This window comes from Pseudomonas sp. JAI115 (genome assembly GCF_014200835.1).
GTDB lineage: Bacteria > Pseudomonadota > Gammaproteobacteria > Pseudomonadales > Pseudomonadaceae > Aquipseudomonas > Aquipseudomonas putida_A.
This window is the reverse complement of record NZ_JACHCY010000007.1, coordinates 1-23,684: the sequence shown is the minus strand read 5'-3', so window position 1 is coordinate 23,684 and position 23,684 is coordinate 1. Positions and strand designations below refer to the sequence as shown.

General features: G+C 60.0%; 26 protein-coding genes. 21 read left to right on the top strand and 5 right to left on the bottom strand.

Features of this window, described 5'->3' with window-relative positions; translation table 11 throughout:
* The first annotated feature begins 40 nt into the window (after window positions 1–40).
* The 3 genes from HDC30_RS17335 (at window position 41) to HDC30_RS17325 (ending at window position 1,709) form a co-directional block, all read left to right on the top strand.
* Window positions 41–529, top strand: coding sequence for a TIGR00645 family protein (locus HDC30_RS17335; RefSeq protein WP_007963798.1), 489 nt, complete (start codon window positions 41–43; stop codon window positions 527–529).
* Window positions 530–664: 135 nt separating this feature from the next.
* On the top strand, window positions 665–970 hold the full coding sequence (locus tag HDC30_RS17330; RefSeq protein WP_027612827.1) for a DUF6482 family protein: 306 nt from the start codon (window positions 665–667) through the stop codon (window positions 968–970).
* Window positions 971–1,091: 121 nt separating this feature from the next.
* The gene (locus tag HDC30_RS17325) at window positions 1,092–1,709 is read left to right on the top strand and encodes an FKBP-type peptidyl-prolyl cis-trans isomerase (protein ID WP_003228367.1); all 618 of its coding nucleotides are present in this window, start codon (window positions 1,092–1,094) and stop codon (window positions 1,707–1,709) included.
* A gap of 136 nt (window positions 1,710–1,845) precedes the next feature.
* Here the strand turns inward: HDC30_RS17325 and HDC30_RS17320 are convergent, their stop codons facing one another.
* The 3 genes from HDC30_RS17320 to HDC30_RS17310 all read right to left on the bottom strand — a co-directional run bounded on the left by HDC30_RS17320 (window position 1,846) and on the right by HDC30_RS17310 (window position 3,798).
* Entirely contained in the window at window positions 1,846–2,103 is a 258-nt protein-coding gene (locus HDC30_RS17320) for a hypothetical protein (protein ID WP_003228365.1), read from the bottom strand.
* Window positions 2,104–2,307: 204 nt separating this feature from the next.
* Window positions 2,308–2,649, bottom strand: a complete 342-nt coding sequence (locus HDC30_RS17315) for a zinc ribbon domain-containing protein YjdM (RefSeq protein ID WP_025108781.1) — start codon at window positions 2,647–2,649, stop codon at window positions 2,308–2,310.
* A 180-nt stretch (window positions 2,650–2,829) separates the two neighbouring features.
* Complete coding sequence (locus HDC30_RS17310; protein ID WP_003228362.1) at window positions 2,830–3,798, bottom strand: polyprenyl synthetase family protein; 969 nt, start codon at window positions 3,796–3,798, stop codon at window positions 2,830–2,832.
* Window positions 3,799–4,039: 241 nt separating this feature from the next.
* On the opposite strand from HDC30_RS17310, the gene rplU reads away from it, so the two are divergent.
* The 5 genes from rplU to HDC30_RS17285 all read left to right on the top strand — a co-directional run bounded on the left by rplU (window position 4,040) and on the right by HDC30_RS17285 (window position 7,798).
* The gene (gene rplU / locus HDC30_RS17305; protein WP_003228361.1) at window positions 4,040–4,351 is read left to right on the top strand and encodes a 50S ribosomal protein L21; all 312 of its coding nucleotides are present in this window, start codon (window positions 4,040–4,042) and stop codon (window positions 4,349–4,351) included.
* 35 nt (window positions 4,352–4,386) lie between these two features.
* Complete coding sequence (rpmA, locus tag HDC30_RS17300; RefSeq protein ID WP_003228360.1) at window positions 4,387–4,644, top strand: 50S ribosomal protein L27; 258 nt, start codon at window positions 4,387–4,389, stop codon at window positions 4,642–4,644.
* 194 nt (window positions 4,645–4,838) lie between these two features.
* Window positions 4,839–6,062, top strand: a complete 1,224-nt coding sequence (gene cgtA, locus HDC30_RS17295) for an Obg family GTPase CgtA (RefSeq protein ID WP_097089258.1) — start codon at window positions 4,839–4,841, stop codon at window positions 6,060–6,062.
* 137 nt (window positions 6,063–6,199) lie between these two features.
* The gene (gene proB / locus HDC30_RS17290) at window positions 6,200–7,318 is read left to right on the top strand and encodes a glutamate 5-kinase (protein WP_027612826.1); all 1,119 of its coding nucleotides are present in this window, start codon (window positions 6,200–6,202) and stop codon (window positions 7,316–7,318) included.
* Between the two features lie 12 nt (window positions 7,319–7,330).
* The gene (locus HDC30_RS17285) at window positions 7,331–7,798 is read left to right on the top strand and encodes a CreA family protein (RefSeq protein ID WP_183784146.1); all 468 of its coding nucleotides are present in this window, start codon (window positions 7,331–7,333) and stop codon (window positions 7,796–7,798) included.
* 183 nt (window positions 7,799–7,981) lie between these two features.
* Here the strand turns inward: HDC30_RS17285 and rpsT are convergent, their stop codons facing one another.
* Window positions 7,982–8,254: a 30S ribosomal protein S20 gene (gene rpsT, locus HDC30_RS17280; RefSeq protein WP_003228351.1), complete on the bottom strand. Its 273-nt coding sequence runs from the start codon at window positions 8,252–8,254 to the stop codon at window positions 7,982–7,984.
* 252 nt (window positions 8,255–8,506) lie between these two features.
* Between rpsT and murJ the strand changes: the two genes are divergently transcribed.
* The 6 genes from murJ to ispH all read left to right on the top strand — a co-directional run bounded on the left by murJ (window position 8,507) and on the right by ispH (window position 16,087).
* Complete coding sequence (gene murJ, locus HDC30_RS17275) at window positions 8,507–10,045, top strand: murein biosynthesis integral membrane protein MurJ (RefSeq protein WP_027612825.1); 1,539 nt, start codon at window positions 8,507–8,509, stop codon at window positions 10,043–10,045.
* A 129-nt stretch (window positions 10,046–10,174) separates the two neighbouring features.
* Window positions 10,175–11,113, top strand: a complete 939-nt coding sequence (ribF, locus tag HDC30_RS17270; RefSeq protein ID WP_003228347.1) for a bifunctional riboflavin kinase/FAD synthetase — start codon at window positions 10,175–10,177, stop codon at window positions 11,111–11,113.
* A gap of 13 nt (window positions 11,114–11,126) precedes the next feature.
* A complete protein-coding gene (ileS, locus tag HDC30_RS17265) occupies window positions 11,127–13,958 on the top strand; it encodes an isoleucine--tRNA ligase (RefSeq protein ID WP_183784145.1) in 2,832 nt (943 codons plus the stop codon).
* Window positions 13,951–14,463, top strand: coding sequence for a signal peptidase II (gene lspA / locus HDC30_RS17260; protein ID WP_007963824.1), 513 nt, complete (start codon window positions 13,951–13,953; stop codon window positions 14,461–14,463). The genes ileS and lspA overlap by 8 nt, the downstream gene beginning before the upstream one ends.
* A gap of 7 nt (window positions 14,464–14,470) precedes the next feature.
* Window positions 14,471–14,908: an FKBP-type peptidyl-prolyl cis-trans isomerase gene (fkpB, locus tag HDC30_RS17255; RefSeq protein WP_183784284.1), complete on the top strand. Its 438-nt coding sequence runs from the start codon at window positions 14,471–14,473 to the stop codon at window positions 14,906–14,908.
* Between the two features lie 234 nt (window positions 14,909–15,142).
* On the top strand, window positions 15,143–16,087 hold the full coding sequence (gene ispH / locus HDC30_RS17250) for a 4-hydroxy-3-methylbut-2-enyl diphosphate reductase (protein WP_097089253.1): 945 nt from the start codon (window positions 15,143–15,145) through the stop codon (window positions 16,085–16,087).
* Here the strand turns inward: ispH and HDC30_RS17245 are convergent.
* Entirely contained in the window at window positions 16,044–16,610 is a 567-nt protein-coding gene (locus HDC30_RS17245; protein ID WP_183784143.1) for a GspH/FimT family pseudopilin, read from the bottom strand. The two genes, ispH and HDC30_RS17245, sit on opposite strands and share 44 nt — an antisense overlap.
* Before the next feature lie 131 nt (window positions 16,611–16,741).
* On the opposite strand from HDC30_RS17245, the gene HDC30_RS17240 reads away from it, so the two are divergent.
* From HDC30_RS17240 to thiO, 7 genes are read left to right on the top strand one after another with little or no spacing between them, the layout of a single operon-like run.
* The gene (locus HDC30_RS17240; RefSeq protein WP_183784141.1) at window positions 16,742–17,215 is read left to right on the top strand and encodes a GspH/FimT family pseudopilin; all 474 of its coding nucleotides are present in this window, start codon (window positions 16,742–16,744) and stop codon (window positions 17,213–17,215) included.
* Window positions 17,212–17,661: a type IV pilus modification protein PilV gene (gene pilV, locus HDC30_RS17235; protein ID WP_097089249.1), complete on the top strand. Its 450-nt coding sequence runs from the start codon at window positions 17,212–17,214 to the stop codon at window positions 17,659–17,661. Before HDC30_RS17240 ends, pilV begins: the two co-directional genes overlap by 4 nt.
* Window positions 17,658–18,371 carry a PilW family protein gene (locus HDC30_RS17230; RefSeq protein WP_150367942.1) on the top strand — a complete coding sequence of 238 codons (714 nt, stop codon included), beginning with the start codon at window positions 17,658–17,660 and terminating at the stop codon, window positions 18,369–18,371. Before pilV ends, HDC30_RS17230 begins: the two co-directional genes overlap by 4 nt.
* A gap of 10 nt (window positions 18,372–18,381) precedes the next feature.
* Complete coding sequence (locus HDC30_RS17225; RefSeq protein ID WP_183784282.1) at window positions 18,382–18,861, top strand: PilX N-terminal domain-containing pilus assembly protein; 480 nt, start codon at window positions 18,382–18,384, stop codon at window positions 18,859–18,861.
* On the top strand, window positions 18,848–21,931 hold the full coding sequence (locus HDC30_RS17220) for a pilus assembly protein (protein ID WP_027612815.1): 3,084 nt from the start codon (window positions 18,848–18,850) through the stop codon (window positions 21,929–21,931). The genes HDC30_RS17225 and HDC30_RS17220 overlap by 14 nt, the downstream gene beginning before the upstream one ends.
* 15 nt (window positions 21,932–21,946) lie before the next feature.
* Entirely contained in the window at window positions 21,947–22,348 is a 402-nt protein-coding gene (locus tag HDC30_RS17215) for a type IV pilin protein (RefSeq protein ID WP_027612814.1), read from the top strand.
* Window positions 22,349–22,406: 58 nt separating this feature from the next.
* Complete coding sequence (gene thiO / locus HDC30_RS17210; protein WP_183784139.1) at window positions 22,407–23,507, top strand: glycine oxidase ThiO; 1,101 nt, start codon at window positions 22,407–22,409, stop codon at window positions 23,505–23,507.
* Window positions 23,508–23,684: the final 177 nt, after the last annotated feature.

Here is a 23,684-nt window from a genome sequence, read left to right as displayed (position 1 = left end):
ATACTCGCCGCCGATTTCAATCCTTATTGTGTGAGAGTCAATGGAACGCTTTATCGAAAATGCAATGTACGCCACGCGCTGGCTGCTGGCGCCGATCTATATCGGGCTGTCCCTCGGGCTGCTGGCGCTGGCATTGAAATTCTTCCAGGAAGTGTTTCATGTCATTCCCAACGTGTTTTCCATGGCCGAATCGGATCTGATCCTGGTGCTGCTGTCGCTGATCGACATGGCGCTGGTGGGCGGCTTGCTGGTGATGGTGATGATTTCCGGCTACGAGAACTTCGTGTCCGAGCTGAACATCGACGAAGGCAAAGAGAAGCTCAGCTGGCTGGGCACCATGGACTCCTCGTCGCTGAAGATGAAAGTGGCGGCGTCGATCGTGGCGATTTCCTCGATCCACCTGCTGCGGATCTTCATGGATGCCAAGAACGTCGATCCCGAGCACCTGATGTGGTACGTGATCATCCACATGACCTTCGTGATTTCGGCGTTCGCGATGGGTTACCTGGACAAGCTCACCAAGCACTGATCATTGGCTGAACGCTGCAAAAACACCGCCCGTCTGTTGCGAAACAGACGGGCGGTGTCGTTTGTGGCTTGTGCTTTGGTGCGCGCGGGCATATCCCTGTAAGGGTCCTGGCTCGCCACCGCACGAGGTGCGTTCATGAACCTGCAAGAGTTGAATGCGTTTGCCATCGCCAGAAAGGTCGATGAGCTGAACCTGATCTCCATGGAGGGCGGGATTTATCTGCTCGAAGCGCGGATGCACGGGGCGGCGTATCCGCTTAGTGATCTCAAGGGCGAGATGCTGCAGCTGCGTTCGGTGGAGCATGCACGGGATCTTTTGCATAACTTTCCGGTGCTGCCGTTCAACCTTGTGCACACCTCGGTGCACGACGAAATGTGCGGCCTGGGCGGCAGCGTCGATGAAAGCCTGAAAGTGCCACTGGCCTGGCGTTCGGCCCTATAGGCCTTGCGCCCCATCGCCGGGCATCTGTGCTAGTCTGCTCGCCCTTTTGGTTCCGGGCGCGCCGGGACGCGCTGTGCACGCACGGCAAGTCTGATGGCCGTCCGCACAGCGGAGCAGTGTCATGTCCGAAGTAAATCTGTCCACCGACGAAACCCGCGTCAGCTACGGTATTGGCCGTCAGCTGGGTGACCAGCTGCGCGACAACCCGCCACCGGGTGTCAGCCTGGACGCCATCCTGGCCGGTCTGACCGACGCATTCGCCGGCAAGCCAAGCCGTGTCGATCAGGAAGCCATGTCCGCCAGCTTCAAGGTTATCCGCGAGATCATGCAAGCCGAAGCCGCCGCCAAAGCTGAAGCGGCTGCCGGTGAAGGCCGTGCTTTCCTGGCTGAAAACGCCAAGAAAGAAGGCATCACTACTCTGGCTTCCGGTCTGCAATTCGAAGTGCTGACCCAGGGCGAAGGCGCCAAGCCGTCCCGTGAAGACACCGTGCGTACTCACTACCACGGCATGCTGATCGACGGCACTGTGTTCGACAGCTCCTACGATCGTGGCCAGCCAGCAGAATTCCCGGTTGGCGGCGTGATTGCTGGCTGGACCGAAGCTCTGCAACTGATGAATGCCGGCAGCAAATGGCGCTTGTACGTGCCGAGCGAACTGGCTTACGGCGCTCAAGGCGTCGGCAGCATCCCGCCGCACAGCGTTCTGGTATTCGACGTCGAGCTGCTGGACGTTCTGTAATGCCTGGCCTGTCCCGGTGACAGGTCAATAATGTGGGAGCGGGCTTGCTCGCGAAGGCGTCCTTTCAGGCAATCATTCGTTGCCTGACACAGCGCTTTCGCCAGCAGGCTGGCTCCCACAGTTTTTTCCGCGCTACTCATATTTCGATCTTGTGATGCAGCTCATTGGTCGGGCGCAAGGCCCGGGCATAGCAGAACAGGAACAGATTGCGCACCAGCTCCTTGAGCACCAGCGGTTCGCTGGAATTCAGGCTGCTGACGTCCAGATCACCCTGATCCTGCAGCTCATGCAGGGCTTCTTCTTCCAGTACCGCACAGACTTCGCCGGTTTCCCGATGCAGGATCCTGAGGTACGGGTGTGGGCGATCCAGCCAGGCGTCGATCAAATAAGTCATGGGTCTCATCTCCTTGAAAGGTTTCAATGAGAATAATTCTTATTCGTCAAATAGCAAGTGCCTATTGGCGGAATGCGATTTTTTCCGGGTAAAGATTGCGTAAGGTCAAAACGGCTGGCGTCTGGCTATTACGCGAGAATGCGGGGGCTGGCGGGGAGGGTGACGCACCATCCCGCGGCGGGCACGGGATGGCTGACAGCAGGATCAGACCTTTCTGACGAACTCGGACTTGAGCTTCATCGGGCCGATGCCATCGATCTTGCAGTCGATGTCGTGGTCGCCGTCGCACAGGCGGATGTTCTTGACCTTGGTACCGACCTTGACCACCAGCGAGGTGCCCTTGACCTTCAGGTCCTTGATCACGGTAATGGTGTCGCCGTCCTGAAGCACGTTGCCGACCGAATCTTTCTTCACGGCATCATCGGATGCCACTTCAGCTTCGCCGCTGGCCGACCACTCGTGGGCGCACTCAGGGCAGATCAGTTGGGCACCGTCTTCGTAGGTGTATTCGGAATTGCATTTCGGGCAGGGTGGCAACGTGCTCACTAAGGCTCCTTGATAGGGGATCGCTAAAAGTCGCACATTGTATAGGGTTTTACGCGCAGGAGGGCATAGCGCAGAAACAACTGTGGGAGCGGGCTTGCTCGCGAATGCGGTGTGTCATTGAACATTAATGTTGAATGACAGGTTGCTTTCGCGAGCAAGCCCGCTCCCACAGAAGGCAGATCAGTGCGTGCGGGCGACCGCAAACTCGCTCAGTTCCACCAGTGCATCGCGGTATTCGCTGGCCGGCAGCGCGTCGAGGCACTTGATCGCACGGGCCACGTAGTCGCGGGCCAGTTGCGCGGTGTACTCCAGCGAACCCGAGGCTTCCACGGCGATGCGGATGCTTTCGAGGTCTTCGATCCCGCCTTTCTGGATCGCCTGACGTACCAGAGCAGCTTGCTCCGGCGTACCTTCGCGCATGGTGTAGATCAGCGGCAGGGTCGGCTTGCCTTCGGCCAGATCGTCACCGACGTTCTTGCCCAGAGTCTCGGCATCGCCCTTGTAGTCCAGCAGGTCGTCGACCAGCTGGAACGCCACGCCGAGGTGATCACCGAAGGTGCGCAGGGCTTCGCTCTGCTCGGCGGTGGCACCGGCCAGTGCGGCGGCGCTGTGGGTCGAGGCTTCGAAAAGCATCGCGGTCTTGCCGCGGATGACTTCCATGTAGGTTTCTTCGGTGGTGCTGGCGTCGCGTACCTTGGACAGTTGCAACACTTCGCCTTCGGCGATGATGCGCGTGGCCTGGGACAGGATCTTCATCACCGGCATCGAACCCAGTTCGACCATCATTTCGAACGAGCGCGAGTACAGGAAGTCGCCGACCAGCACGCTCGGGGCGTTGCCCCACATGGCGTTGGCGGTCGAGCGGCCACGGCGCATGCCGGACATGTCGACCACGTCGTCATGCAGCAGGGTCGCGGTGTGCAGGAATTCGATGGTGGCGGCCAGCAGGCGCATGTCGTCGCCTTCGCGACCCAGGGCCTTGCCGCACAGCAGCACCAATAAAGGACGCAGGCGTTTGCCGCCGGCCGAGGTGATGTAATCGCCGATTTTCGATACCAGCGGCACTCGGGAAGTCAGCTGCTTCTTGATGATGCCGTCGACGGCGTTAAAATCGTCCGCCACCGCGCGGTAGAAAGCTTGGGGTTGCATCAGCGACAGTTGCTCCAGAAGGGTTGCGCGGCATGCTAGGACCCACACCGGGGCCTGTCAAGGCGCGATGGACGGCCACTTGCGTGACTCTCGCGGCTTGCGTACAATCGCGCACCCTGAACTTCCTGGGCAGCACCTGCCTTACGCAATTGCACTTGGGCCGTTCCAGCCCCATGCAGCCATGCCAGCCAATACCTCTTCTTATAAAGAGCTGGGTGAGCAGGATTATCGGAGAAATACCATGTACGCAGTAATCGTTACCGGCGGTAAGCAATACAAGGTCGCTGAAGGTGAATACCTGAAGATCGAAAAACTGGAAGTCGCTACTGGCGAATCCGTGACTTTTGACCGCGTTCTGCTGGTCGCCAATGGCGACGACGTGAACATCGGCGCACCTGTTGTTGCTGGCGCAACCGTCAAGGCTGAAGTGATCTCCCAAGGTCGTCACGATAAAGTCCGCATCATCAAGTTCCGTCGCCGTAAGCACCACATGAAGCGTATGGGCCACCGCCAGTGGTTCACCGAGATCAAAATCACCGGTATTCAGGCTTAATTACAGCCTAATTCCTCACTAGGAGAATTGAACTCATGGCACACAAAAAAGCTGGTGGTAGTACCCGTAACGGTCGCGACTCAGAAGCCAAACGCCTTGGCGTGAAGATGTATGGCGGCCAGGTCATCAAGGCCGGCAACATCATCGTGCGTCAGCGCGGCACCCAATTCCACGCTGGCTACGGCGTTGGCATGGGTAAGGATCACACCCTCTTCGCGAAAATCGAAGGCGTGATCAAGTTTGAAGTAAAAGGCGCCTTCGGTCGTCGTTACGTGAGCGTTGTCGCGGCTTAATCGCGAGATCGCTGGAAGAGCCCTGTCTTGCGACGGGGCTTTTTCGTTTGTGGGGTGAGTCTCTTGCAAAACTGTTTGTATGGGCTGTCGGCGTGCGATGCAGGTCGTGTTTTGGGGTCGCTGCGCTCATTTTTGCAAGAGTCTTATGTCTTGATTGTTTTTCGGCTCGTCCGTATGGCGAGAGGCGTTGAGTTATGAAGTTTGTAGACGAAGTATCGATCCGCGTAAAAGCTGGCGACGGCGGCAATGGCTGCATGAGTTTCCGTCGGGAAAAATTCATTGAAAACGGCGGCCCGAACGGCGGTGATGGCGGTGACGGCGGTTCCATCTACATGATGGCCGACGAAAACCTCAACACCCTGGTCGACTACCGTTACACCCGGCACTTCGATGCCGAGCGTGGCTCCAACGGCGGCAGCACCGATTGCACCGGCAAGAAGGGTGAAGACCTGATCCTGCGCGTGCCGGTCGGTACCACCGTGATCGACTCGGCCACCCAGGAAGTAATTGGCGACCTGACCAAGGCCGGCCAGAAGCTGATGGTGGTGCAGGGCGGTTGGCACGGTCTGGGCAATACCCGTTTCAAATCCAGTACCAACCGTGCGCCGCGCCAGACCACTCCGGGTAAGCCGGGTGAGCAGCGTGACCTGAAACTGGAAATGAAAGTGCTGGCTGACGTTGGTCTGCTGGGCTTGCCGAACGCCGGTAAAAGTACCTTTATCCGTTCGGTGTCGGCGGCCAAGCCGAAAGTCGCCGACTACCCGTTCACCACGCTGGTGCCGAACCTGGGTGTGGTCAGCGTTGATCGCTGGAAAAGCTTCGTCATCGCCGATATTCCGGGTCTGATCGAGGGCGCTTCCGACGGTGCCGGCCTGGGTATTCGCTTCCTCAAGCACCTGGCGCGTACGCGTCTGTTGCTGCACCTCGTCGACATGGCGCCGCTGGATGACACCAGCGCACCGGACGCGGCTGAAGTGATCGTCAACGAGCTGGTCAAATTCAGTCCGTCGCTGGCCGAGCGTGATCGCTGGCTGGTGCTGAACAAGTGCGACCAGATCCTCGAAGAAGAACATGAGGAGCGCGTCAAGGAAATCGTTGATCGCCTGCAGTGGGAGGGTCCGGTCTACGTGATCTCGGCCATCGCCAAAGAAGGCACCGAGCGCCTGACGCGCGACATCATGCGTTATCTGGAAGATCGTGCCGATCGCCTGGCTAACGACCCGGTGTACAAGGAAGAGCTTGCCGATCTCGATCAGCGCATCGAAGACGAAGCCCGTGCACAGTTGCAGGCGCTGGATGACAAGCGTGCTCTGCGTCGCAGCGGCGTGAAGTCGGTCCACGACATCGGCGACGATGACTGGGACGAAGAAGATGTGGATGATGAAGACGGTCCGGAAATCATTTACGTGCGCGACTGATTCGTTGCAGTAAACTTAAGCGCCGCTCAATCGAGCGGCGTTTTAGTATCTGGAAATCGATCGTTGGTCACCAATAGCCACGATTAACGTCACGGGCAGCGCTGGGTCGCGCTGTCCTCAAGCTAAGGTTGAAGATGATGCGGAGCAAAGTGACAGGTGCGCAGCGTTGGGTCGTGAAGATCGGCAGCGCTTTGCTGACAGCTGATGGCAAAGGGCTGGATCGTGCGGCAATGAGTGTATGGGTCGAGCAGATGGTCGCCCTGCATGAGGCGGGTGTCGAGTTGGTGCTGGTGTCCTCCGGGGCAGTGGCTGCCGGCATGAGCCGCCTGGGCTGGACCGCACGACCCAGTGCGATGCACGAGCTCCAGGCCGCTGCTGCAATCGGCCAGATGGGCTTGGTGCAGGCCTGGGAGTCGAGCTTTGCCGAGCATGGCCGGCACACCGCGCAGATTCTCCTGACTCACGATGACCTGTCCGACCGCAAGCGCTACCTCAACGCCCGCAGCACCCTGCGTGCGCTGGTCGAGCTGAAAGTCATCCCGGTGATCAACGAAAACGACACCGTGGTCACCGACGAAATCCGTTTCGGCGACAACGATACGCTGGCGGCGCTGGTGGCCAATCTGGTCGAGGCTGATCTGCTGGTGATCCTCACCGATCGCGACGGCATGTTCGACGCCGATCCGCGCAACAATCCTGATGCGCAACTGATTTACGAAGCGCGCGCCGATGATCCGACCCTGGATGCGGTGGCGGGCGGCACCGGTGGCGCACTGGGGCGCGGTGGTATGCAGACCAAGCTGCGTGCGGCGCGGCTGGCGGCGCGCTCCGGGGCGCACACGATCATCGTTGGTGGGCGTCTGGAGCGAGTACTCGATCGCCTGAAGGCTGGCGAGCGCATCGGTACGCTGCTGTCGCCTGAGCGCGGCATGCTGGCGGCGCGCAAGCAGTGGCTGGCCGGGCATCTGCAGACTCGCGGCACGCTGGTGCTGGACGAAGGCGCGGTGTCGGCGTTGTCGCAGGGCAACAAGAGTCTGTTGCCGGTCGGCGTCAAATTGGTCCAGGGCAGCTTCCGGCGTGGCGAGATGGTGGTCTGCGTGGCGCCGGACGGTCGTGAGATTGCCCGTGGCCTGGCCAACTACAGTGCGCTTGAGGCGCAAAAAATCATTGGTCAGTCGTCAGATGCAATTGTCGGCGTGCTGGGCTACATGGCTGAGCCGGAACTGGTTCATCGTGACAATCTGATTCTGGTCTAAGGGAAAATACGCATGCGCATGGCTAAAGGATTGTTGGGTCTGCTGATGGCGCTGCCATTGCTGGCCTCGGCCGAGGAAATCGGTCAGGTGTCGACGGTGTTCAAGTTCGTCGGCCCGAATGACCGGATCGTGGTCGAGGCTTTCGATGATCCGAAGGTCGACGGTGTGACCTGCTACCTGTCTCGCGCCAGGACGGGAGGGGTGAAGGGTGGTCTGGGTCTGGCCGAGGATCGCGCCGAGGCGTCGATCGCCTGTCGTCAGGTCGGTCCGATCAAGTTCAAGGGCGAACTGAAGGATGGTGATGAGGTGTTCAAGGAGCGCACATCGCTGGTGTTCAAGACCATGCAGGTGGTGCGTTTCCTCGACAAGAAGCGCAATACGCTGGTGTACCTGGTTTACAGCGATCGCGTGATCGAAGGCAGCCCGCAGAATGCGGTAACCGCGATTCCGATCGTGCCGTGGGTACCCGTCCAGCAGTAACAACGCAAATCCGGAATGTGGGAGCGGGCTTGCTCGCGAAGAGGTCGTGTCAGTTGCTAGAGATGTCGGCTGACAGATTGCATTCGCGAGCAAGCCCGCTCCCACTTTTTTGAGTGCGGGATTCACCAAATCGCAGGCAATAAAAAACCGACCCTAAGGTCGGTTTTTTAATGACTACGTCGATTAAGCAGCTTCTTTCAGTGCCTTGACGTGGCCATTCAGACGGCTCTTATGACGAGCAGCCTTGTTCTTGTGGATGATGCCTTTATCGGCCATACGGTCGATAACTGGCACAGCCAGAACGTATGCAGCTTGAGCTTTTTCAGCGTCTTTTGCGTCGATGGCCTTAACTACATTCTTGATGTAGGTACGAACCATGGAACGCAGGCTGGCGTTGTGGCTGCGACGCTTCTCAGCCTGTTTTGCACGTTTTTTGGCGGAAGGTGAGTTGGCCACCGTCGAGCTCCTCGAAAGACTTTTTAGGAAATAGCAAACAAAATAGGCCGCGAATCATGCCGATGAAGAGAAGTCTTGTCAAGGGCGCTTGAAACGTTCCGCTAAGTGGTAGGTGTAAAGAGGCGGGATATTTATTTCCGGCGCTTGACCTGTAAACTCGCGAGCTTTGGCTCTGTGCTGTTGCGGCGCAGAGTATCGCACAAGTAGGCGCATTGTTCGCCTGCTGTTTATCGACAGGCACACATTCCCTCAATGAATCTGCTCAAATCGTTGGCCGCCGTCAGCTCTATCACCATGCTTTCCCGGGTTCTCGGGTTCGTCCGTGACACGCTCATCGCTCGCACGTTCGGCGCCGGAATGGCCACGGACGCCTTCTTCATTGCCTTCAAATTGCCCAACCTGCTGCGGCGAATCTTCGCCGAGGGCGCGTTCTCGCAGGCCTTCGTACCGATTCTGGCGGAATACAAAAGTCAGCAGGGTGAAGAGGCGACCCGTACTTTTATTGCTTATGTATCGGGCCTGCTGACGCTGGTGCTGGCACTGGTCACCGCGCTGGGCATGATCGCCGCACCGTGGGTGATCTGGGCCACGGCGCCGGGTTTTGCCGACACGCCGGAAAAATTCCAGCTCACCTCCGACCTGTTGCGGGTGACATTCCCTTATATATTGCTGATCTCCCTGTCCTCGCTGGCTGGGGCGATTCTCAACACCTGGAACCGTTTTTCGGTGCCGGCGTTCGTGCCGACCCTGCTCAACGTCAGCATGATTGTGTTCTCGCTGTTCCTCACGCCGTATTTCGATCCGCCGGTGATGGCCCTCGGCTGGGCGGTACTGGTCGGTGGTCTGGCGCAGTTGCTCTATCAACTGCCGCACCTGAAAAAGATCGGCATGCTGGTGCTGCCGCGCCTGAATCTGCGCGATAGCGGCGTCTGGCGAGTGATGAAGCAAATGCTGCCGGCGATCATCGGCGTCTCGGTCAGCCAGATTTCGCTGATCATCAACACCATTTTTGCCTCGTTTCTGGTCGCCGGCTCGGTGTCGTGGATGTATTACGCCGACCGTTTGATGGAATTGCCGTCCGGTGTGCTCGGCGTAGCGTTGGGCACCATTTTGCTGCCGACGCTGGCCAAGACTTATGCGAGCAAGGATCGCCACGAATATTCGCGGATCCTCGACTGGGGGCTGCGCCTGTGCTTCGTGCTGGTGTTGCCGTGTGCACTGGCTCTGGGAATTCTCGCCGAGCCACTGACCGTCTCATTGTTCCAGTACGGTCAATTCAGCGCGTTTGATGCGTCCATGACCCAGCGTGCGCTGATTGCCTATTCTGTCGGTCTGCTCGGAATTATCGTGATCAAAGTGCTGGCGCCGGGCTTTTACGCGCAACAGAACATCCGCACCCCGGTAAAAATCGCAATCTTCACACTGGTGTGCACACAGCTGTTCAACCTGATGCTGATCGGCCCGCTGGCTCACGCCGGGCTGGCGCTGGCGATCAGTGCCGGTGCCTGTCTGAATGCCGGGCTGTTGTTCTATCAACTGCGCAAGCAAAAGATGTATCAGCCCCAACCGGGCTGGTACATGTTCGGCTTCAAGCTGGTAGTGGCGGTAGCGGTGATGTCGGCGGTATTGCTGCTGGGCATGCATTTCATGCCGGCCTGGGATCAGGGGCACATGCTGGAGCGCTTTCTGCGTCTGGGGGCGCTGGTGGTTGCTGGTGTGGTGGCGTATTTCGGTATGTTGCTGCTGCTCGGTTTCCGTCTGCGCGACTTCAATCGCAAGGCTTTGAGCTGAGGTTTCAGCCTTTATAACCGGGCACGGGCCGGCAGTTTTGTCGGCTCGATCACTTTGCGTTACGGTGTTGCCTGTCGTCGACCGTCGGGTGTGGTTATAATCGACCACTTTATGAGCAAGAAGCGCGTTATGCAGCTGGTTCGAGGCCTCCACAACTTGCGCCCCCAGCATCGGGGCTGCGTCGCCACTATTGGCAACTTTGACGGTGTTCACCGTGGTCACCAGGCTATCCTGGCCCGGCTGCGTGAGCGTGCGCTCGAGTTGGGCGTACCCAGCTGCGTGGTGATTTTCGAGCCGCAGCCACGGGAATTCTTTGCCCCGGAGACCGCGCCGGCGCGCTTGGCTCGCTTGCGCGACAAGCTGCAGCTGCTGGCCGCCGAAGGCGTTGACCGGGTGTTGTGCCTGGCTTTCAATCAGCGCCTGAGCAAGCTCAGTGCCAGTGAGTTCGTCGATACCATCCTGGTGGACGGTCTCGGCGTGCAGCATCTGGAGGTCGGTGACGATTTCCGCTTCGGCTGCGACCGCCTCGGCGACTTCGATTTCCTGTTGCAGGCCGGGCAGGTTCACGGTTTTACCGTGGAAGCCGCGCAAACCGTCGAGCTGGACGGCATTCGCGTCAGCAGCACTCAGGTGCGTAACGCGTTGGCCGCGGCCGATTTTGCCTTGGCCGAACGCTTGCTCGGTCGTCCGTACCGGATCGCCGGTCGCGTGCTGCACGGTCAGAAACTGGCCCGGCAACTGGGTACGCCCACTGCCAACATTCAACTCAAGCGCCGTCGCGTACCGTTTACCGGGGTTTACCTGGTGGATGTGGACATCGACGGCAAGACCTGGCCCGGCGTCGCCAATATTGGCGTGCGGCCTACGGTCCAAGGTGATGGCAAAGCCCACCTTGAAGTTCATCTACTGGATTTTGCCGGCGATCTGTATGACCGGCGTCTGACGGTGGTTTTCCACCAAAAGCTGCGTGAAGAGCAGCGTTTCGCCTCCCTGGAGGCACTGAAAACGGCGATCAACGCGGATGTCGCCGCCGCCCGTGCACTAGCCGCACCTAGCGCCCATCGCTAATGAAGAGCCTTAAATGACCGACTATAAAGCCACGCTAAACCTTCCGGACACCGCCTTCCCAATGAAGGCCGGCCTGCCACAGCGCGAACCGCAGATCCTGCAGCGCTGGGACAGTATTGGCCTGTACGGAAAGTTGCGCGAGATTGGCAAGGATCGTCCGAAGTTCGTCCTGCACGACGGCCCTCCGTATGCCAACGGCACGATCCACATCGGTCACGCACTGAACAAGATTCTCAAGGACATGATCATCCGCTCGAAGACCCTGTCGGGCTTCGACGCGCCGTATGTCCCGGGCTGGGACTGCCACGGCCTGCCGATCGAGCACAAGGTTGAAGTGACCCACGGCAAGAACCTGGGCGCGGACAAGACCCGCGAGCTGTGCCGTGCCTATGCCACCGAGCAGATCGAAGGGCAGAAGAGCGAGTTCATCCGTCTCGGCGTGCTGGGCGACTTCGCCAACCCGTACAAGACCATGGACTTCAAGAACGAGGCCGGTGAAATCCGCGCCCTCGCCGAAATCGTCAAGGGCGGTTTCGTGTTCAAGGGCCTCAAGCCTGTGAACTGGTGCTTCGATTGCGGTTCGGCGCTGGCCGAAGCCGAAGTCGAGTACGAGAACAAGAAGTCCTCGACCATCGACGTGGCGTTCCCGATCGCCGACGAAGCCAAACTGGCCGCCGCGTTCGGTCTGCCGTCGCTGGGCAAGCCTGCCTCGATCGTGATCTGGACCACCACCCCGTGGACTATCCCGGCCAACCAGGCGCTGAACGTACACCCGGAATTCAACTATGCGCTGGTCGATATCGGCGACAAGCTGCTGGTTCTGGCTGAAGAGCTGGTTGAATCCTGCCTGTCGCGTTATGGCGTAGAAGGCACCGTACTGGCCACCGCGCCGGGCTCGGCACTGGAACTGATCAACTTCCGTCACCCGTTCTACGACCGCCTGTCGCCGGTGTACCTGGCCGACTACGTCGAACTGGGCGCCGGCACCGGTGTGGTTCACTCCGCCCCGGCCTACGGTGTGGACGACTTCGTGACCTGCAAGAAGTACGGCATGGTCAACGATGACATCCTCAATCCGGTACAAAGCAACGGCGTGTACGTGCCGTCGCTGGAGTTCTTTGGCGGCCAGTTCATCTGGAAGGCCAACCCGGCCATCGTCGAAAAACTGACCGAAGTCGGTGCGCTGCTGCACACCACCGTCATCGAACACAGCTACATGCACTGCTGGCGCCACAAGACCCCGCTGATCTACCGCGCCACCGCGCAGTGGTTCATCGGCATGGACAAAGAGCCGGTCAGCGGCGACACCCTGCGCGTGCGCTCGCTCAAAGCCATCGAAGACACCAAGTTCGTTCCGGCCTGGGGCCAGGCGCGCCTGCACTCGATGATCGCCAACCGTCCGGACTGGTGCATCTCCCGTCAGCGCAACTGGGGCGTGCCGATCCCGTTCTTCCTGAACAAGGAAAGCGGCGAACTGCACCCACGTACCGTCGAGCTGATGGAAGAAGTCGCCAAGCGCGTTGAAGTCGAAGGCATCGAAGCCTGGTTCAAGCTCGACGCCGCTGAACTGCTGGGCGACGAAGCGCCGCTGTACGACAAGATCAGCGACACCCTCGACGTGTGGTTCGACTCGGGCACCACCCACTGGCACGTGCTGCGCGGTTCGCACCCGATGGGTCACGAAACCGGCCCGCGCGCCGACCTGTACCTGGAAGGTTCCGACCAGCACCGCGGCTGGTTCCACTCGTCGCTGTTGACCGGTTGCGCCATCGACAACCACGCGCCGTACCGCGAGTTGCTGACCCACGGCTTCACCGTCGATGAGTCCGGCCGCAAGATGTCCAAATCGCTGGGCAACGTGATTGCGCCGCAGAAAGTCAACGACACCCTGGGCGCCGACATCATGCGTCTGTGGGTCGCGTCGACCGACTACTCCGGCGAAATGGCCGTGTCCGAGCAGATCCTGCAGCGCAGCGCGGACGCCTATCGTCGCATCCGTAACACCGCGCGTTTCCTGCTTTCGAACCTGACCGGTTTCAACCCGGCCACCGACCTGCTGCCGGCTGAAGACATGCTCGCACTGGATCGCTGGGCGGTGGATCGCACGCTGCTGCTGCAACGCGAATTGCAAGAGCACTACGGCGAATACCGTTTCTGGAACGTCTACTCGAAGATCCACAACTTCTGCGTGCAGGAGCTGGGTGGTTTCTATCTCGACATCATCAAGGATCGCCAGTACACCACCGGCGCCGACAGCAAGGCACGTCGCTCGTGCCAGACCGCGCTGTTCCACATCTCCGAAGCGCTGGTGCGCTGGATCGCGCCGATCCTCGCGTTCACCGCCGACGAGCTGTGGCAGTACCTGCCGGGCGAGCGCAACGAATCGGTGATGCTCAACACCTGGTACGAAGGTCTGACCGAGCTGCCGGAAGGCTTCGAGCTGGGTCGCGCCTACTGGGACCGCATCATGGAAGTGAAGGTGGCGGTCAACAAAGAGATGGAAATCCAGCGTGCGGCCAAAGCCGTCGGTGGCAACCTGCAGGCCGAAGTGACGCTGTTCGCCGAAGAGGCGCTGAGTGCCGACCTGGCCAAGCTGAGCAACGAGCTGCGCTTTGTCCTGATCACCTCGACTGCCAGCGTGGCGCCTTTCGTTCAGGCACCTGCGGACGCGGTAGCCACCGAAGTCAGCGGCCTGAAACTGAAGATCGTCAAATCGGCCTTCCCGAAATGCGCGCGTTGCTGGCATTGCCGCGAAGACGTCGGCGTGAACCCGGAGCATCCGGAAATCTGCGGTCGTTGCGTCGACAACATCAGCGGCGCCGGCGAGGTTCGTCACTATGCCTAACGCCGTTGGCCGTTTCGGACGGTTGAGCTGGCTCTGGTTGAGTTTGCTGGTTCTGGTCATCGACCAGGCCAGCAAGTTCTACTTCGAAGGCAAGCTCGAAATGTTCCAGCAGATCGTGATCATTCCCGATTACTTCAGCTGGACCCTGGCCTACAACACCGGCGCGGCCTTCAGCTTCCTGGCCGACAGCTCCGGCTGGCAGCGCTGGCTGTTCGCCCTGATCGCGATCGTGGTCAGTGCGGTGCTGGTGGTCTGGCTCAAGCGTCTGGGCCGCAACGATACCTGGCTGGCTGTCGCACTGGCACTGGTGCTGGGCGGTGCGCTGGGCAATCTGTATGACCGCATTGCCCTGGGCCATGTGATCGACTTCATTCTGGTGCACTGGCAGAACCGCTGGTACTTCCCGGCGTTCAACTTTGCCGACAGCGCCATCACCGTCGGTGCGGTGATGCTGGCACTGGACATGTTCAAAAGTAAGAAAACCGGAGAAGCCGTTCATGACTGAACAGGTATTGGCTGAGCAACGCATCGGCCAGAACACGGAAGTCACTTTGCACTTTGCATTGCGCCTGGAGAACGGCGATACGGTCGACAGCACGTTCGACAAGGCCCCGGCGACCTTCAAGGTCGGCGACGGCAACCTGCTGCCGGGTTTCGAAGCCGCATTGTTCGGCTTCAAGGCCGGCGTCAAGCGTACGCTGACCGTCGAGCCGGAAAACGCTTTCGGCCAGCCGAACCCGCAAAACGTACAGATCATCCCGCGTTCGCAGTTCGTCGACATGGAGTTGTCGCCGGGTTTGCTGGTGATCTTCAATGATGCGGCCAATACTGAGCTGCCGGGTGTGGTGAAAGAGTTCGACGACGCGCAAGTGACCATCGACTTCAACCACCCGCTGGCCGGCAAGACGCTGACCTTTGACGTCGAGATCATCAGCGTCAAAGCGATCTGAGTAACACTGCAAAACCACTGTGGGAGCGGGCTTTTGTGGTGAGGGGATTTATCCCCGATGGGGTGCGAAGCGCCCCCGAATCTGATCACCGCGATTCAGAACCGGAAAGCGTTGACTGTTTTGACGATTGCTTCGCAATCGATCGGGGATAAATCCCCTCGCCACAACAGGCTCGCTCCCACAATGTTTTCAACCGTTTTCGCTATTTCTTGCGCGCAAGACACGAGGCACAGCATGCAAATCAAACTCGCCAACCCCCGTGGCTTCTGCGCCGGTGTGGACCGGGCGATCGAAATCGTCAACCGCGCCCTGGAAGTCTTCGGGCCGCCGATCTACGTGCGTCATGAAGTGGTGCACAACAAGTTCGTGGTCGAAGACCTGCGCAGCCGTGGCGCGATCTTCGTCGAGGAGCTGGATCAGGTGCCGGACGACGTCATCGTAATCTTCAGTGCTCACGGCGTTTCTCAAGCCGTACGCAGCGAAGCCGCCGGCCGTGGCCTGAAAGTTTTCGACGCTACGTGCCCGCTGGTCACCAAGGTGCACATCGAAGTCGCCAAATACAGCCGCGACGGTCGTGAGTGCATCCTGATCGGCCACGCCGGTCACCCGGAAGTCGAAGGCACCATGGGCCAGTACGACGCCAGCAATGGCGGCGCGATCTACCTCGTCGAAGACGAGAAAGACGTCGCCGAACTGCAAGTGCGTGACCCGGAAAGACTGGCGTTCGTGACCCAGACCACCCTGTCGATGGACGACACCAGTCGGGTGATCGATGCCCTGCGCACACGTTTCCCGGCCATCGGTGGCCCGCGCAAGGACGACATCTGCTACGCCACGCAAAACCGTCAGGATGCGGTCAAGCAACTGGCTGACGAATGCGACGTGGTGTTGGTGGTGGGCAGTCCGAACAGCTCCAACTCCAACCGTCTGCGCGAACTGGCCGAACGCATGGCCACGCCGGCCTACCTGATCGACGGCGCCGAAGACCTGCAGAAGAGCTGGTTCGAGGGTGTCGAGCGCATCGGCATCACCGCCGGTGCTTCCGCGCCGGAAGTGCTGGTGCGCGGCGTGATCCAGCAATTGCAAGCCTGGGGCGCGACCGGTGCCGATGAACTGGCCGGCCGCGAAGAGAACATCACGTTCTCGATGCCGAAAGAGCTGCGCGTGCGTTCGATCTGACGCTCTTCTTCAGGCACAGCGCCTGCTCAGCCTTCGCGCTGGTCAGGCGCACCCGGCCAGTTGCCGCCAGTACTACCTGGCGCTGGCTGACCGGCTCGTGTGCCGAACAGATATGTAAAGTCCCTGCCTGAAACGCCCGCCCGGGCATCAGCGGTTGTCCCAGACTGCTGAAACGTACATAACGACTGACCAGCCAATTGCCGACGATCGGTGTCCGCCCGTCACTCGCATGCTCCACCAGCAGCGGATTGCTGCTGTCCAGCGGCCCCTTGCCGCTGATATCCAGAATGATCCGCCAGCCCTGACTCCAGTCGCCGTTGATGCCATGGATAACCACGCTCTGATTGCGGGTGATGGCCAGGGTGCGGGCGTTGCGAATGCCTTCAACCAGTGACCGCGCCGCCTGGTCGCGCTGAGTCGACTCGGTGAAGGCGGCGAACGCCGGACTGACCAGCGCCAGAACAATTGCGCCAATTGCCAGTCCCATAAGCAATTCGAGCAGGCTGAAACCCTGTTGCGGCATGACGACTCCCTCCGTGGAGCATGAAGCCCGGGGCGATCCTTTTCGCCGGGCAGGGCAAATCAACCGACGCAGGCCGGTTGAATGTTCTAGTTTGTAGAAGCAGGTATAGCCGACGGCAACGGAGGGCATCGATGGATCTTCGTACAAAAGGTTTCACGCTGCCCGAGTTGTTGGCTGCGGTAGCGGTGATGGTGATCCTCATCACCCTCGCGGTGCCGGGTTTTACCCGCTCGATCCAGAGCAGCAAGGCCGACACGGAAATGGGCGACCTGCAGCGCGCCATCAACTATGCCCGGCTGGAGGCGATTGATCGCGGCGTGACCACGCGCTTGCGCCCGAGCGCCGGCGGCAGCGTGTGGACCGGCGAATTGTCGGTCTACGACAGTACTGGCACACCGGCCAATGTATTGCGGGTTGTTCCAGCGATGAGCAGCGGCGCGACTCTGACGCTACCCTCAGGAGTGACCGCACTGGATTTCAATAATCTGGGTGGCCTGGCGGCGCCGTCGACGGCGGTGGCCATCAGTTACGTGTTGGGCACGCAAAGCAGGACGCTGAACGTGTGTCTGAATGGACGAATTCAAGTGGGTGGAAGTTGCGGATGAGGGCAGGGAGCACACAGGCACAGGAGGGCATGTCGCTGATCGAGGTGCTGGTCGCGTTGCTGATTCTGACCGTCGGGATATTGGGCGCGGCAGCTGTTCAAGTGAATGCGCTGAAGTACACCGACAGTTCGCGGATGACCAGTCAGGCGAGCTTTATCGCCTACGACATGATGGACCGCATCCGCGCCAACGCCGCCGCCGATTACACGGTGACACCGCCGACCTCGGGCAACCTCAGTGTCGCCCGCGATCAGGATCTCTACGATTTTACCACCAACATCGTCAATTTCGGCGGGCCAACCGCCACCGGCACGATCACCCGCAATCAGCGGGTGTACACCATCACCATCAACTGGAATGACTCACGGGCCGCGAATGCCACCGGTACCACGCGCAGTTTCGTCCTGACCAGCCGTGCAACGGTCGATCCGGTGGCCACGCCATGAAGCACTCCAATCGTGGTTTCGGCCTGATCGAAATGCTTATCGCCCTGGCCCTTGGGCTGATCATCGTGCTGGGGGTGGTGCAGACGTTTCTCGCCGCTAAAAACACTTACGTCAGTCAGAACACCGCTGCAGCGATGCAGGAAGATGCGCGCTTCGTATTGAGCAAGATGATTCAGGAACTGCGGATGGTCGGCATGTTCGGCTGCCTGGGCACGATTACTGACGCGAGCTCGGCGGGGGATTTCAACGCGGCGCAGGTCATCCCGATCAGTTGGGACAACAGCAACCTCAAGCTGACTCTGGTTACCGCCGATGTCGGCGGCAGTGGTGGCACGCCGACCTGGACGGTGGTCTCCGATTGCCGCAACAGTGCCACGGCCTATACCGGGTTGCGGGCGGCAGCGAGCGGGCAGATCGCCTTTCCGATCCGCCGCTTGATCTACAGCTTCAGCAACAACCAGATTCTCATGGGCACCGGCAGCGGCACGCCGACCCAACAGGTGTTGGTGAACAACGTCAGCGCGTTCACTGTCATGTTCGGTCTGGCGACGTCCGCCACCGATGTCGCGGCATCCTCCTACAGTGCCAACCCTAGCGATCCGGCGCGCATCCGCAGTGTGCGACTGAGCCTGACCCTCACTGACCCGAACAACCGGGTGGCCAATCAAACCTTCAACGTGGTTGCCGCTTTGCGCAACCGCTTGCAGTGAGGCCGGAATGATGAGGATCACGTTCAACCAGAGGCAAACCCAGCGCGGCATGGTGTTGCTGGTCAGTCTGGTGTTTCTGTTGCTGCTGACCTTGATCGGGCTGTCCTCGATGCAGAGTGCCAACCTGCAGGAGAAAATGGCCGGCAGTGTCAGCCTGCGCAATCAGTCGTTCCAGACCGCCGAGGCGGCGTTGCGCATCGGCGAGAGTGCGGTGCAACTCGACAGTTATTCGCTGGCGGTGTGTGCCAGTACCACGCAATGTGCGCCGCCGGCGGAGTCTTCTGTGGTCAGCGCGGCGGGGTTCAATTCGACTTCCGGAGTTACGTGGATCGCTGCCGGTAACGGCTTTTATGGTGTGCAGAACATTGGCACCACCCTGACGGCGGTCAACGTGCCGAGCAACACTTCGGCGACGCTGTATCGAGTTACGGCAGTCGGCATCGCCGGTACTTCGCGCAGTGTGGTGGAGAGCGTCTATGCGAAGTATTAAGCGCTGCTGGACGTTATTGACCGGCATGCTGCTGAGCTTGTATCTGGCGGCACCGGCCTACGCGTTCACGCCGTCCGACTCGCCACTGTTGAGCGCTGCAGCGGTGCCGCCCAACGTGATGTTGCTGATCGATGATTCCGGCAGTATGAACAGCATTATTTATGCGGCAGGATTCGACCCCGGCGTTGATCGCACACCCGCCCGGCAGTGCAACGCGTTGCTCGGACTGTGCCTGAGTTCTACTGCCATCACTGGTGATTCGGTGTTTCTCTCGAGCCTGCCGACCTCGGGTTGTTCCGGTGGGGCCTATGCCTTTTACAACAACAGTATCGCGCCGCTATGCCTGAAACTGCCGGATCCGGTGGGTGGCGGCAACACCCGCTACACCGGGGACTACATCGCCTACGTTGTCGGGCTGGCGATCAACAACGGCACCCGCGACTTCACCAACGGGGCCATTCCCAACGACTATCGGATCAACGTCGCGCGCAATGTGTCCACCGCGCTGGTCACCAGCAACCGTACCTTGCGCATGGGCCTGTCGACCTTCAATCCGGCCACCAGTAACAATTCGGGCAATGGCGGATATATCGCGCGATCGATCAGCGACCTGTCCCCGGTCTCCGGCAGCGTGACCCAGGCGCAGGCCGACGCCAACTACAACGCGCTGATTTCTTCGATCAACGGTTTGAGCGCCGTGGCCAATACGCCGCTGGCAGAAACCTATTACGAAATCACCCGCTACATGCGTGGCATGGCGCCTTACTACAACAGTACGCCGGCGACCTACACCAGCCCGATTCAGTACCGCTGCCAAAAGAACTACGGCGTGGTGATCACCGACGGTTTGCCGACCTACGACCGCACGTTTCCCACCAATGATCCGTTGGGTGGCAGTCGCCTGCCGAACTGGGACGGTATCAACAATGACGGCAACAACCTCAATGGCGATAACGAGGGTGACACGCTGTATCTGGATGACATTGCCAAATTCGCCTTCGACATCGACATGCGTTCCACGGGGACTGACGCCGCTGGCAAAAGCTGGAATGCCGTGGATTTTCCCAAACAGAACATGAACACCTACACCGTGGGTTTTACCGCCGACAACGACATGCTGTCGGACGCCGCCGCTTACGGGCAGGGCAGGTATTACCAAGCCACCGACAGCGCCGGTCTCAACACCGCGCTGTCCTCGGCGTTGAGCGACATCACTTCCAAGGCCGGTTCCGGCGGCAGCGGGGTCACCAGCGGTACCACGCTGGCCAGTGGCACCAGTTATTTCCAGACCAGCTACGATCCCAAGGACTGGCGCGGGACGATCAAGTCTTTCGGCTTCACCTCGGCCGGCGCGGTGAATACTTCGACAGCCCTGTGGACCACCGATACCACGATCGTGCCGGGCGCGACCGCTCCAACCTATCAATCGTGGAACACCTCCAGTAACGCCGCCGTCACCCTGGCCTATGGCAACTTTTCCGCAGCCCAACAGACGACGCTCAGCCAGAGCCTGCCCACCGGTATCAGCGGCAGCGATCTGGTGGAGTGGAGCAAGGGCACCAACAAGACCGGGCTGAAAGTGCGCAGCGTATTGCTCGGCGACATCATCAACTCGCCGCTGGTGCTGGCCTCGCCCAGCGACAAAACCGCCTCCGACCTTTCGGGTGACACCACCTACACTACGTACCTGACCACCAAAGCGGCGAACATGAATTCGAATCTGGTGGTGAATGCCAACGACGGTTTCGTCAACGTGATCAACTCGGCTAACGGCACCCGGCGTTATGCCTACATGCCGTCCAGCGTGTTGCCGTCGCTGCGGCTGATTGCCGACCCGGCTTACATCAATGGCGTCAGCCACAAGTTTCTGGTGGACGGTCAGGTCGGTGTGTATGACGCGCAAATCAACAGCGCCTGGAAAACCCTGGCCATCGGCGGTACCGGTGCTGGCGGCAAGACTTTCTATGCGCTGCAACTGTTCGACGCGTCGGCGGGCAATGTGCTCAATGCCCTGTGGGAAGTCAGTGCACCTGCCACGGCTAACACCGCCAACGCATTCAATGATCTGGGTTACGCCTATGCCCGGCCGGAAGTGGCACGCTTGGCCGATGGTCGCTGGGCGGCGTTCATTGCCAATGGTTATGGCAGCAGCTCCGGGGTGGCGGCGTTGTATGTGCTGGATGTGCGTGACGGATCGTTGATCAAGAAGATCGTGATCGACAGCACCGAAACCACCAATGGCCTGTCGTCGGTGAAGCTCAAGGTCAATTCTTCCAACGTGGTGCAGGCCGCTTACGGCGGTGATTTGAAAGGGCGCTTGTGGAAATTCGATCTGAGCGCGACATCGACCGACAGTTGGGGCGTGGCGTTTTCCGGTAAGCCGCTGTTCACCACGGCGGGCGGGGCGACTCAACCGATCACCGCGCAGCCGCTGCTGGCGGACAATTCGCTGGGGGGCAAACAGATCTTCGTCGGCACCGGCAAATTCAACGAGACCGCCGACAAGACCAACAAGGATCTGCAGGCATTTTATTCGGTGTGGGATGCCGACGGCGGTTCCGGGCAACTGACGGTCAGCAGCCTGCAGGCGCAGGCAGTGACTGGAGTGTTCTCCGGCAGCACCGGGCAGTTCATCACCACCAGCCAGAACGACACGACCTATCCGGCGGAGAAGGGCTGGTACCTGCCGTTGGTGTACAACAACGTGCTGACCGGCGAGCGGGTGATCAATCAGGCCAGTCTGGTGCTCGGACGCATCGTGTTTACCACCGCCAGTGTCGATACCACCGACCCGTGTGCCAGTTTCGGCACCGGCAAACTGGTCGAACTCGATGCGTTCAGCGGTAAGATGCTCAACTACGCGGTGCTCGACACCAACGCCGATGGCGTGGTCGACAGCAACGACACGATTTCCAGCGGCGTGGTGTTCACCGGCGGGATTCCGACCCTGAACGCCATCGTCAATGGCGCGACGCGCAAGATCGTCAACGATTCCAGTGGCACTGTCACCACACTGGTGGAAAAATCCGGCGGCGGCAGCCGGCGTATCATGTGGCGACAAATACAGTAAGTGAGAGTTTGAGGCATGCGCAGATTCAACCGAGGTTTCACCCTGATCGAAATCATGATCGTGATTGCGATCATCGGGATCATCATCACCATCGCCGCACCGAGCTACACCGAATACCTGAAAAAGGGCCGACGCGCCGAAGTGGTGTCGCTGCTCTCGGAGCAGGCGCAGAGCCTCGAACGCTTCTATACCAAAAACAACGTCTACACCGGCATCACTGGTCTGAGCACGGGCAATGATTTCTACACCATCACCCCGACGATCGCTGATCAGACCTTCCTGCTGACCGCCACACGCAAGGCCGGCACTGCCATGGCCACCGACAAGTGCGGGGACTTCACCCTGACCAACACCGGCGTCAGAAGCATGAACAACGCTACCACCGGGCTGACCACCAAGGATTGCTGGGGCCGCTGAGGTACCTTCTTAAGGGCGCCTTTTTGCGCCCACTGTCTTTTTTACGGTTGGATCAAACATGACCAGGCAACAGCAAGTGGTGATTGTCGGTGGCGGGGTGATTGGCCTGCTGACCGCCTACAACCTCGCCTCAGAAGTGCGCAGCGTGGTGCTGCTGGATCGTTCGAATGTCGGTCAGGAGTCGTCCTGGGCCGGCGGCGGTATCGTTTCGCCGCTGTACCCGTGGCGCTATAGCCCGGCAGTCACCGCGCTGGCGCATTGGTCGCAGGATTTTTATCCACAGCTGGGCGAGCGGCTGTTTGCCGATACCGGGGTTGATCCCGAAGTGCACACCACCGGCCTGTATTGGCTGGATCTGGAGGATGAAGCCGAGGCGCTGGCCTGGGCCGAGCGGGAAAATCGTCCGCTGCGGGCTGTGGATATCTCGGCGGCGCACGACGCGGTGCCGGTGTTGGGCGGCTGGTTCTCCCGGGCGATCTACATGGCCGATGTGGCCAATGTGCGTAACCCGCGTCTGGTCAAATCATTGAAAGCCGCTTTGCTGGCGCTGCCGAACGTGACGATTCACGAGCAATGCGAAGTCAGCGGGTTTGTTCGCGAAGGCGAGCGGGTGGTTGGCGTCGAGACGTCCAAAGGCGTGATCAGTGGCGATCAGGTGGTGCTGACGGCCGGGGCATGGAGCGGTGATCTGCTCAAGACGCTGGACCTGACGCTGCCGGTGGAGCCGGTCAAGGGCCAGATGATTCTCTACAAATGCGCAGCGGATTTCCTGCCGAGCATGGTGCTGGCCAAGGGGCGTTATGCGATTCCGCGTCGCGACGGGCACATTCTGATCGGCAGTACGCTGGAGCACGAAGGCTACGACAAGACGCCGACCGATGTCGCGTTGCAGAGCCTCAAGGCTTCGGCGGTCGAGCTGCTGCCGGCGCTGGCGGAGGCCGAAGTGGTGGGGCACTGGGCCGGTTTGCGCCCGGGCTCGCCTGAGGGAATCCCGTATATCGGCCGGGTGCCGGGGTTTGAGGGGTTGTGGCTGAACTGCGGGCATTACCGCAATGGCCTGGTGTTGGCGCCGGCGTCGTGTCAGTTGTTTGCCGATATGATGCTGGGGCGTGCGCCGATTATCGATCCGGCGCCGTATGCGCCTGAAGGTCGCATTTAGTCAGATATTTCTCTGTAGCCTGGCAGAGCGCTTTCGCGAGCAGGCTCGCTCCCACAGTTGATCTTTGTCGATCACAAAATCCAATGTGGGAGATTCTATGTTGCTCAGCAACCCTAGAATCTCAAACTGATCGGTATTCGCCCTGATTCTTCATCAGGGTGAATGCCACTCGGCAGA

What these genes read in the sequence shown, in the direction of transcription:
- proB (WP_027612826.1), top strand. Translation starts at nt 6,200, where the DNA reads ATGCGGAGCAAAGTGACAGGTGCGCAGCGTTGGGTCGTGAAGATCGGC.
- murJ (WP_027612825.1), top strand. Translation starts at nt 8,507, where the DNA reads ATGAATCTGCTCAAATCGTTGGCCGCCGTCAGCTCTATCACCATGCTT.
- HDC30_RS17240 (WP_183784141.1), top strand. Translation starts at nt 16,742, where the DNA reads ATGGATCTTCGTACAAAAGGTTTCACGCTGCCCGAGTTGTTGGCTGCG.
- pilV (WP_097089249.1), top strand. Translation starts at nt 17,212, where the DNA reads ATGAGGGCAGGGAGCACACAGGCACAGGAGGGCATGTCGCTGATCGAG.
- HDC30_RS17330 (WP_027612827.1), top strand. Translation starts at nt 665, where the DNA reads ATGAACCTGCAAGAGTTGAATGCGTTTGCCATCGCCAGAAAGGTCGAT.
- HDC30_RS17215 (WP_027612814.1), top strand. Translation starts at nt 21,947, where the DNA reads ATGCGCAGATTCAACCGAGGTTTCACCCTGATCGAAATCATGATCGTG.
- HDC30_RS17310 (WP_003228362.1), bottom strand. Translation starts at nt 3,798, where the DNA reads ATGCAACCCCAAGCTTTCTACCGCGCGGTGGCGGACGATTTTAACGCC.
- HDC30_RS17335 (WP_007963798.1), top strand. Translation starts at nt 41, where the DNA reads ATGGAACGCTTTATCGAAAATGCAATGTACGCCACGCGCTGGCTGCTG.
- ileS (WP_183784145.1), top strand. Translation starts at nt 11,127, where the DNA reads ATGACCGACTATAAAGCCACGCTAAACCTTCCGGACACCGCCTTCCCA.
- HDC30_RS17245 (WP_183784143.1), bottom strand. Translation starts at nt 16,610, where the DNA reads ATGCCGCAACAGGGTTTCAGCCTGCTCGAATTGCTTATGGGACTGGCA.
- HDC30_RS17285 (WP_183784146.1), top strand. Translation starts at nt 7,331, where the DNA reads ATGCGCATGGCTAAAGGATTGTTGGGTCTGCTGATGGCGCTGCCATTG.
- HDC30_RS17230 (WP_150367942.1), top strand. Translation starts at nt 17,658, where the DNA reads ATGAAGCACTCCAATCGTGGTTTCGGCCTGATCGAAATGCTTATCGCC.
- thiO (WP_183784139.1), top strand. Translation starts at nt 22,407, where the DNA reads ATGACCAGGCAACAGCAAGTGGTGATTGTCGGTGGCGGGGTGATTGGC.
- cgtA (WP_097089258.1), top strand. Translation starts at nt 4,839, where the DNA reads ATGAAGTTTGTAGACGAAGTATCGATCCGCGTAAAAGCTGGCGACGGC.
- HDC30_RS17220 (WP_027612815.1), top strand. Translation starts at nt 18,848, where the DNA reads ATGCGAAGTATTAAGCGCTGCTGGACGTTATTGACCGGCATGCTGCTG.
- HDC30_RS17225 (WP_183784282.1), top strand. Translation starts at nt 18,382, where the DNA reads ATGAGGATCACGTTCAACCAGAGGCAAACCCAGCGCGGCATGGTGTTG.
- HDC30_RS17320 (WP_003228365.1), bottom strand. Translation starts at nt 2,103, where the DNA reads ATGACTTATTTGATCGACGCCTGGCTGGATCGCCCACACCCGTACCTC.
- ispH (WP_097089253.1), top strand. Translation starts at nt 15,143, where the DNA reads ATGCAAATCAAACTCGCCAACCCCCGTGGCTTCTGCGCCGGTGTGGAC.
- lspA (WP_007963824.1), top strand. Translation starts at nt 13,951, where the DNA reads ATGCCTAACGCCGTTGGCCGTTTCGGACGGTTGAGCTGGCTCTGGTTG.
- rplU (WP_003228361.1), top strand. Translation starts at nt 4,040, where the DNA reads ATGTACGCAGTAATCGTTACCGGCGGTAAGCAATACAAGGTCGCTGAA.
- rpmA (WP_003228360.1), top strand. Translation starts at nt 4,387, where the DNA reads ATGGCACACAAAAAAGCTGGTGGTAGTACCCGTAACGGTCGCGACTCA.
- ribF (WP_003228347.1), top strand. Translation starts at nt 10,175, where the DNA reads ATGCAGCTGGTTCGAGGCCTCCACAACTTGCGCCCCCAGCATCGGGGC.
- HDC30_RS17325 (WP_003228367.1), top strand. Translation starts at nt 1,092, where the DNA reads ATGTCCGAAGTAAATCTGTCCACCGACGAAACCCGCGTCAGCTACGGT.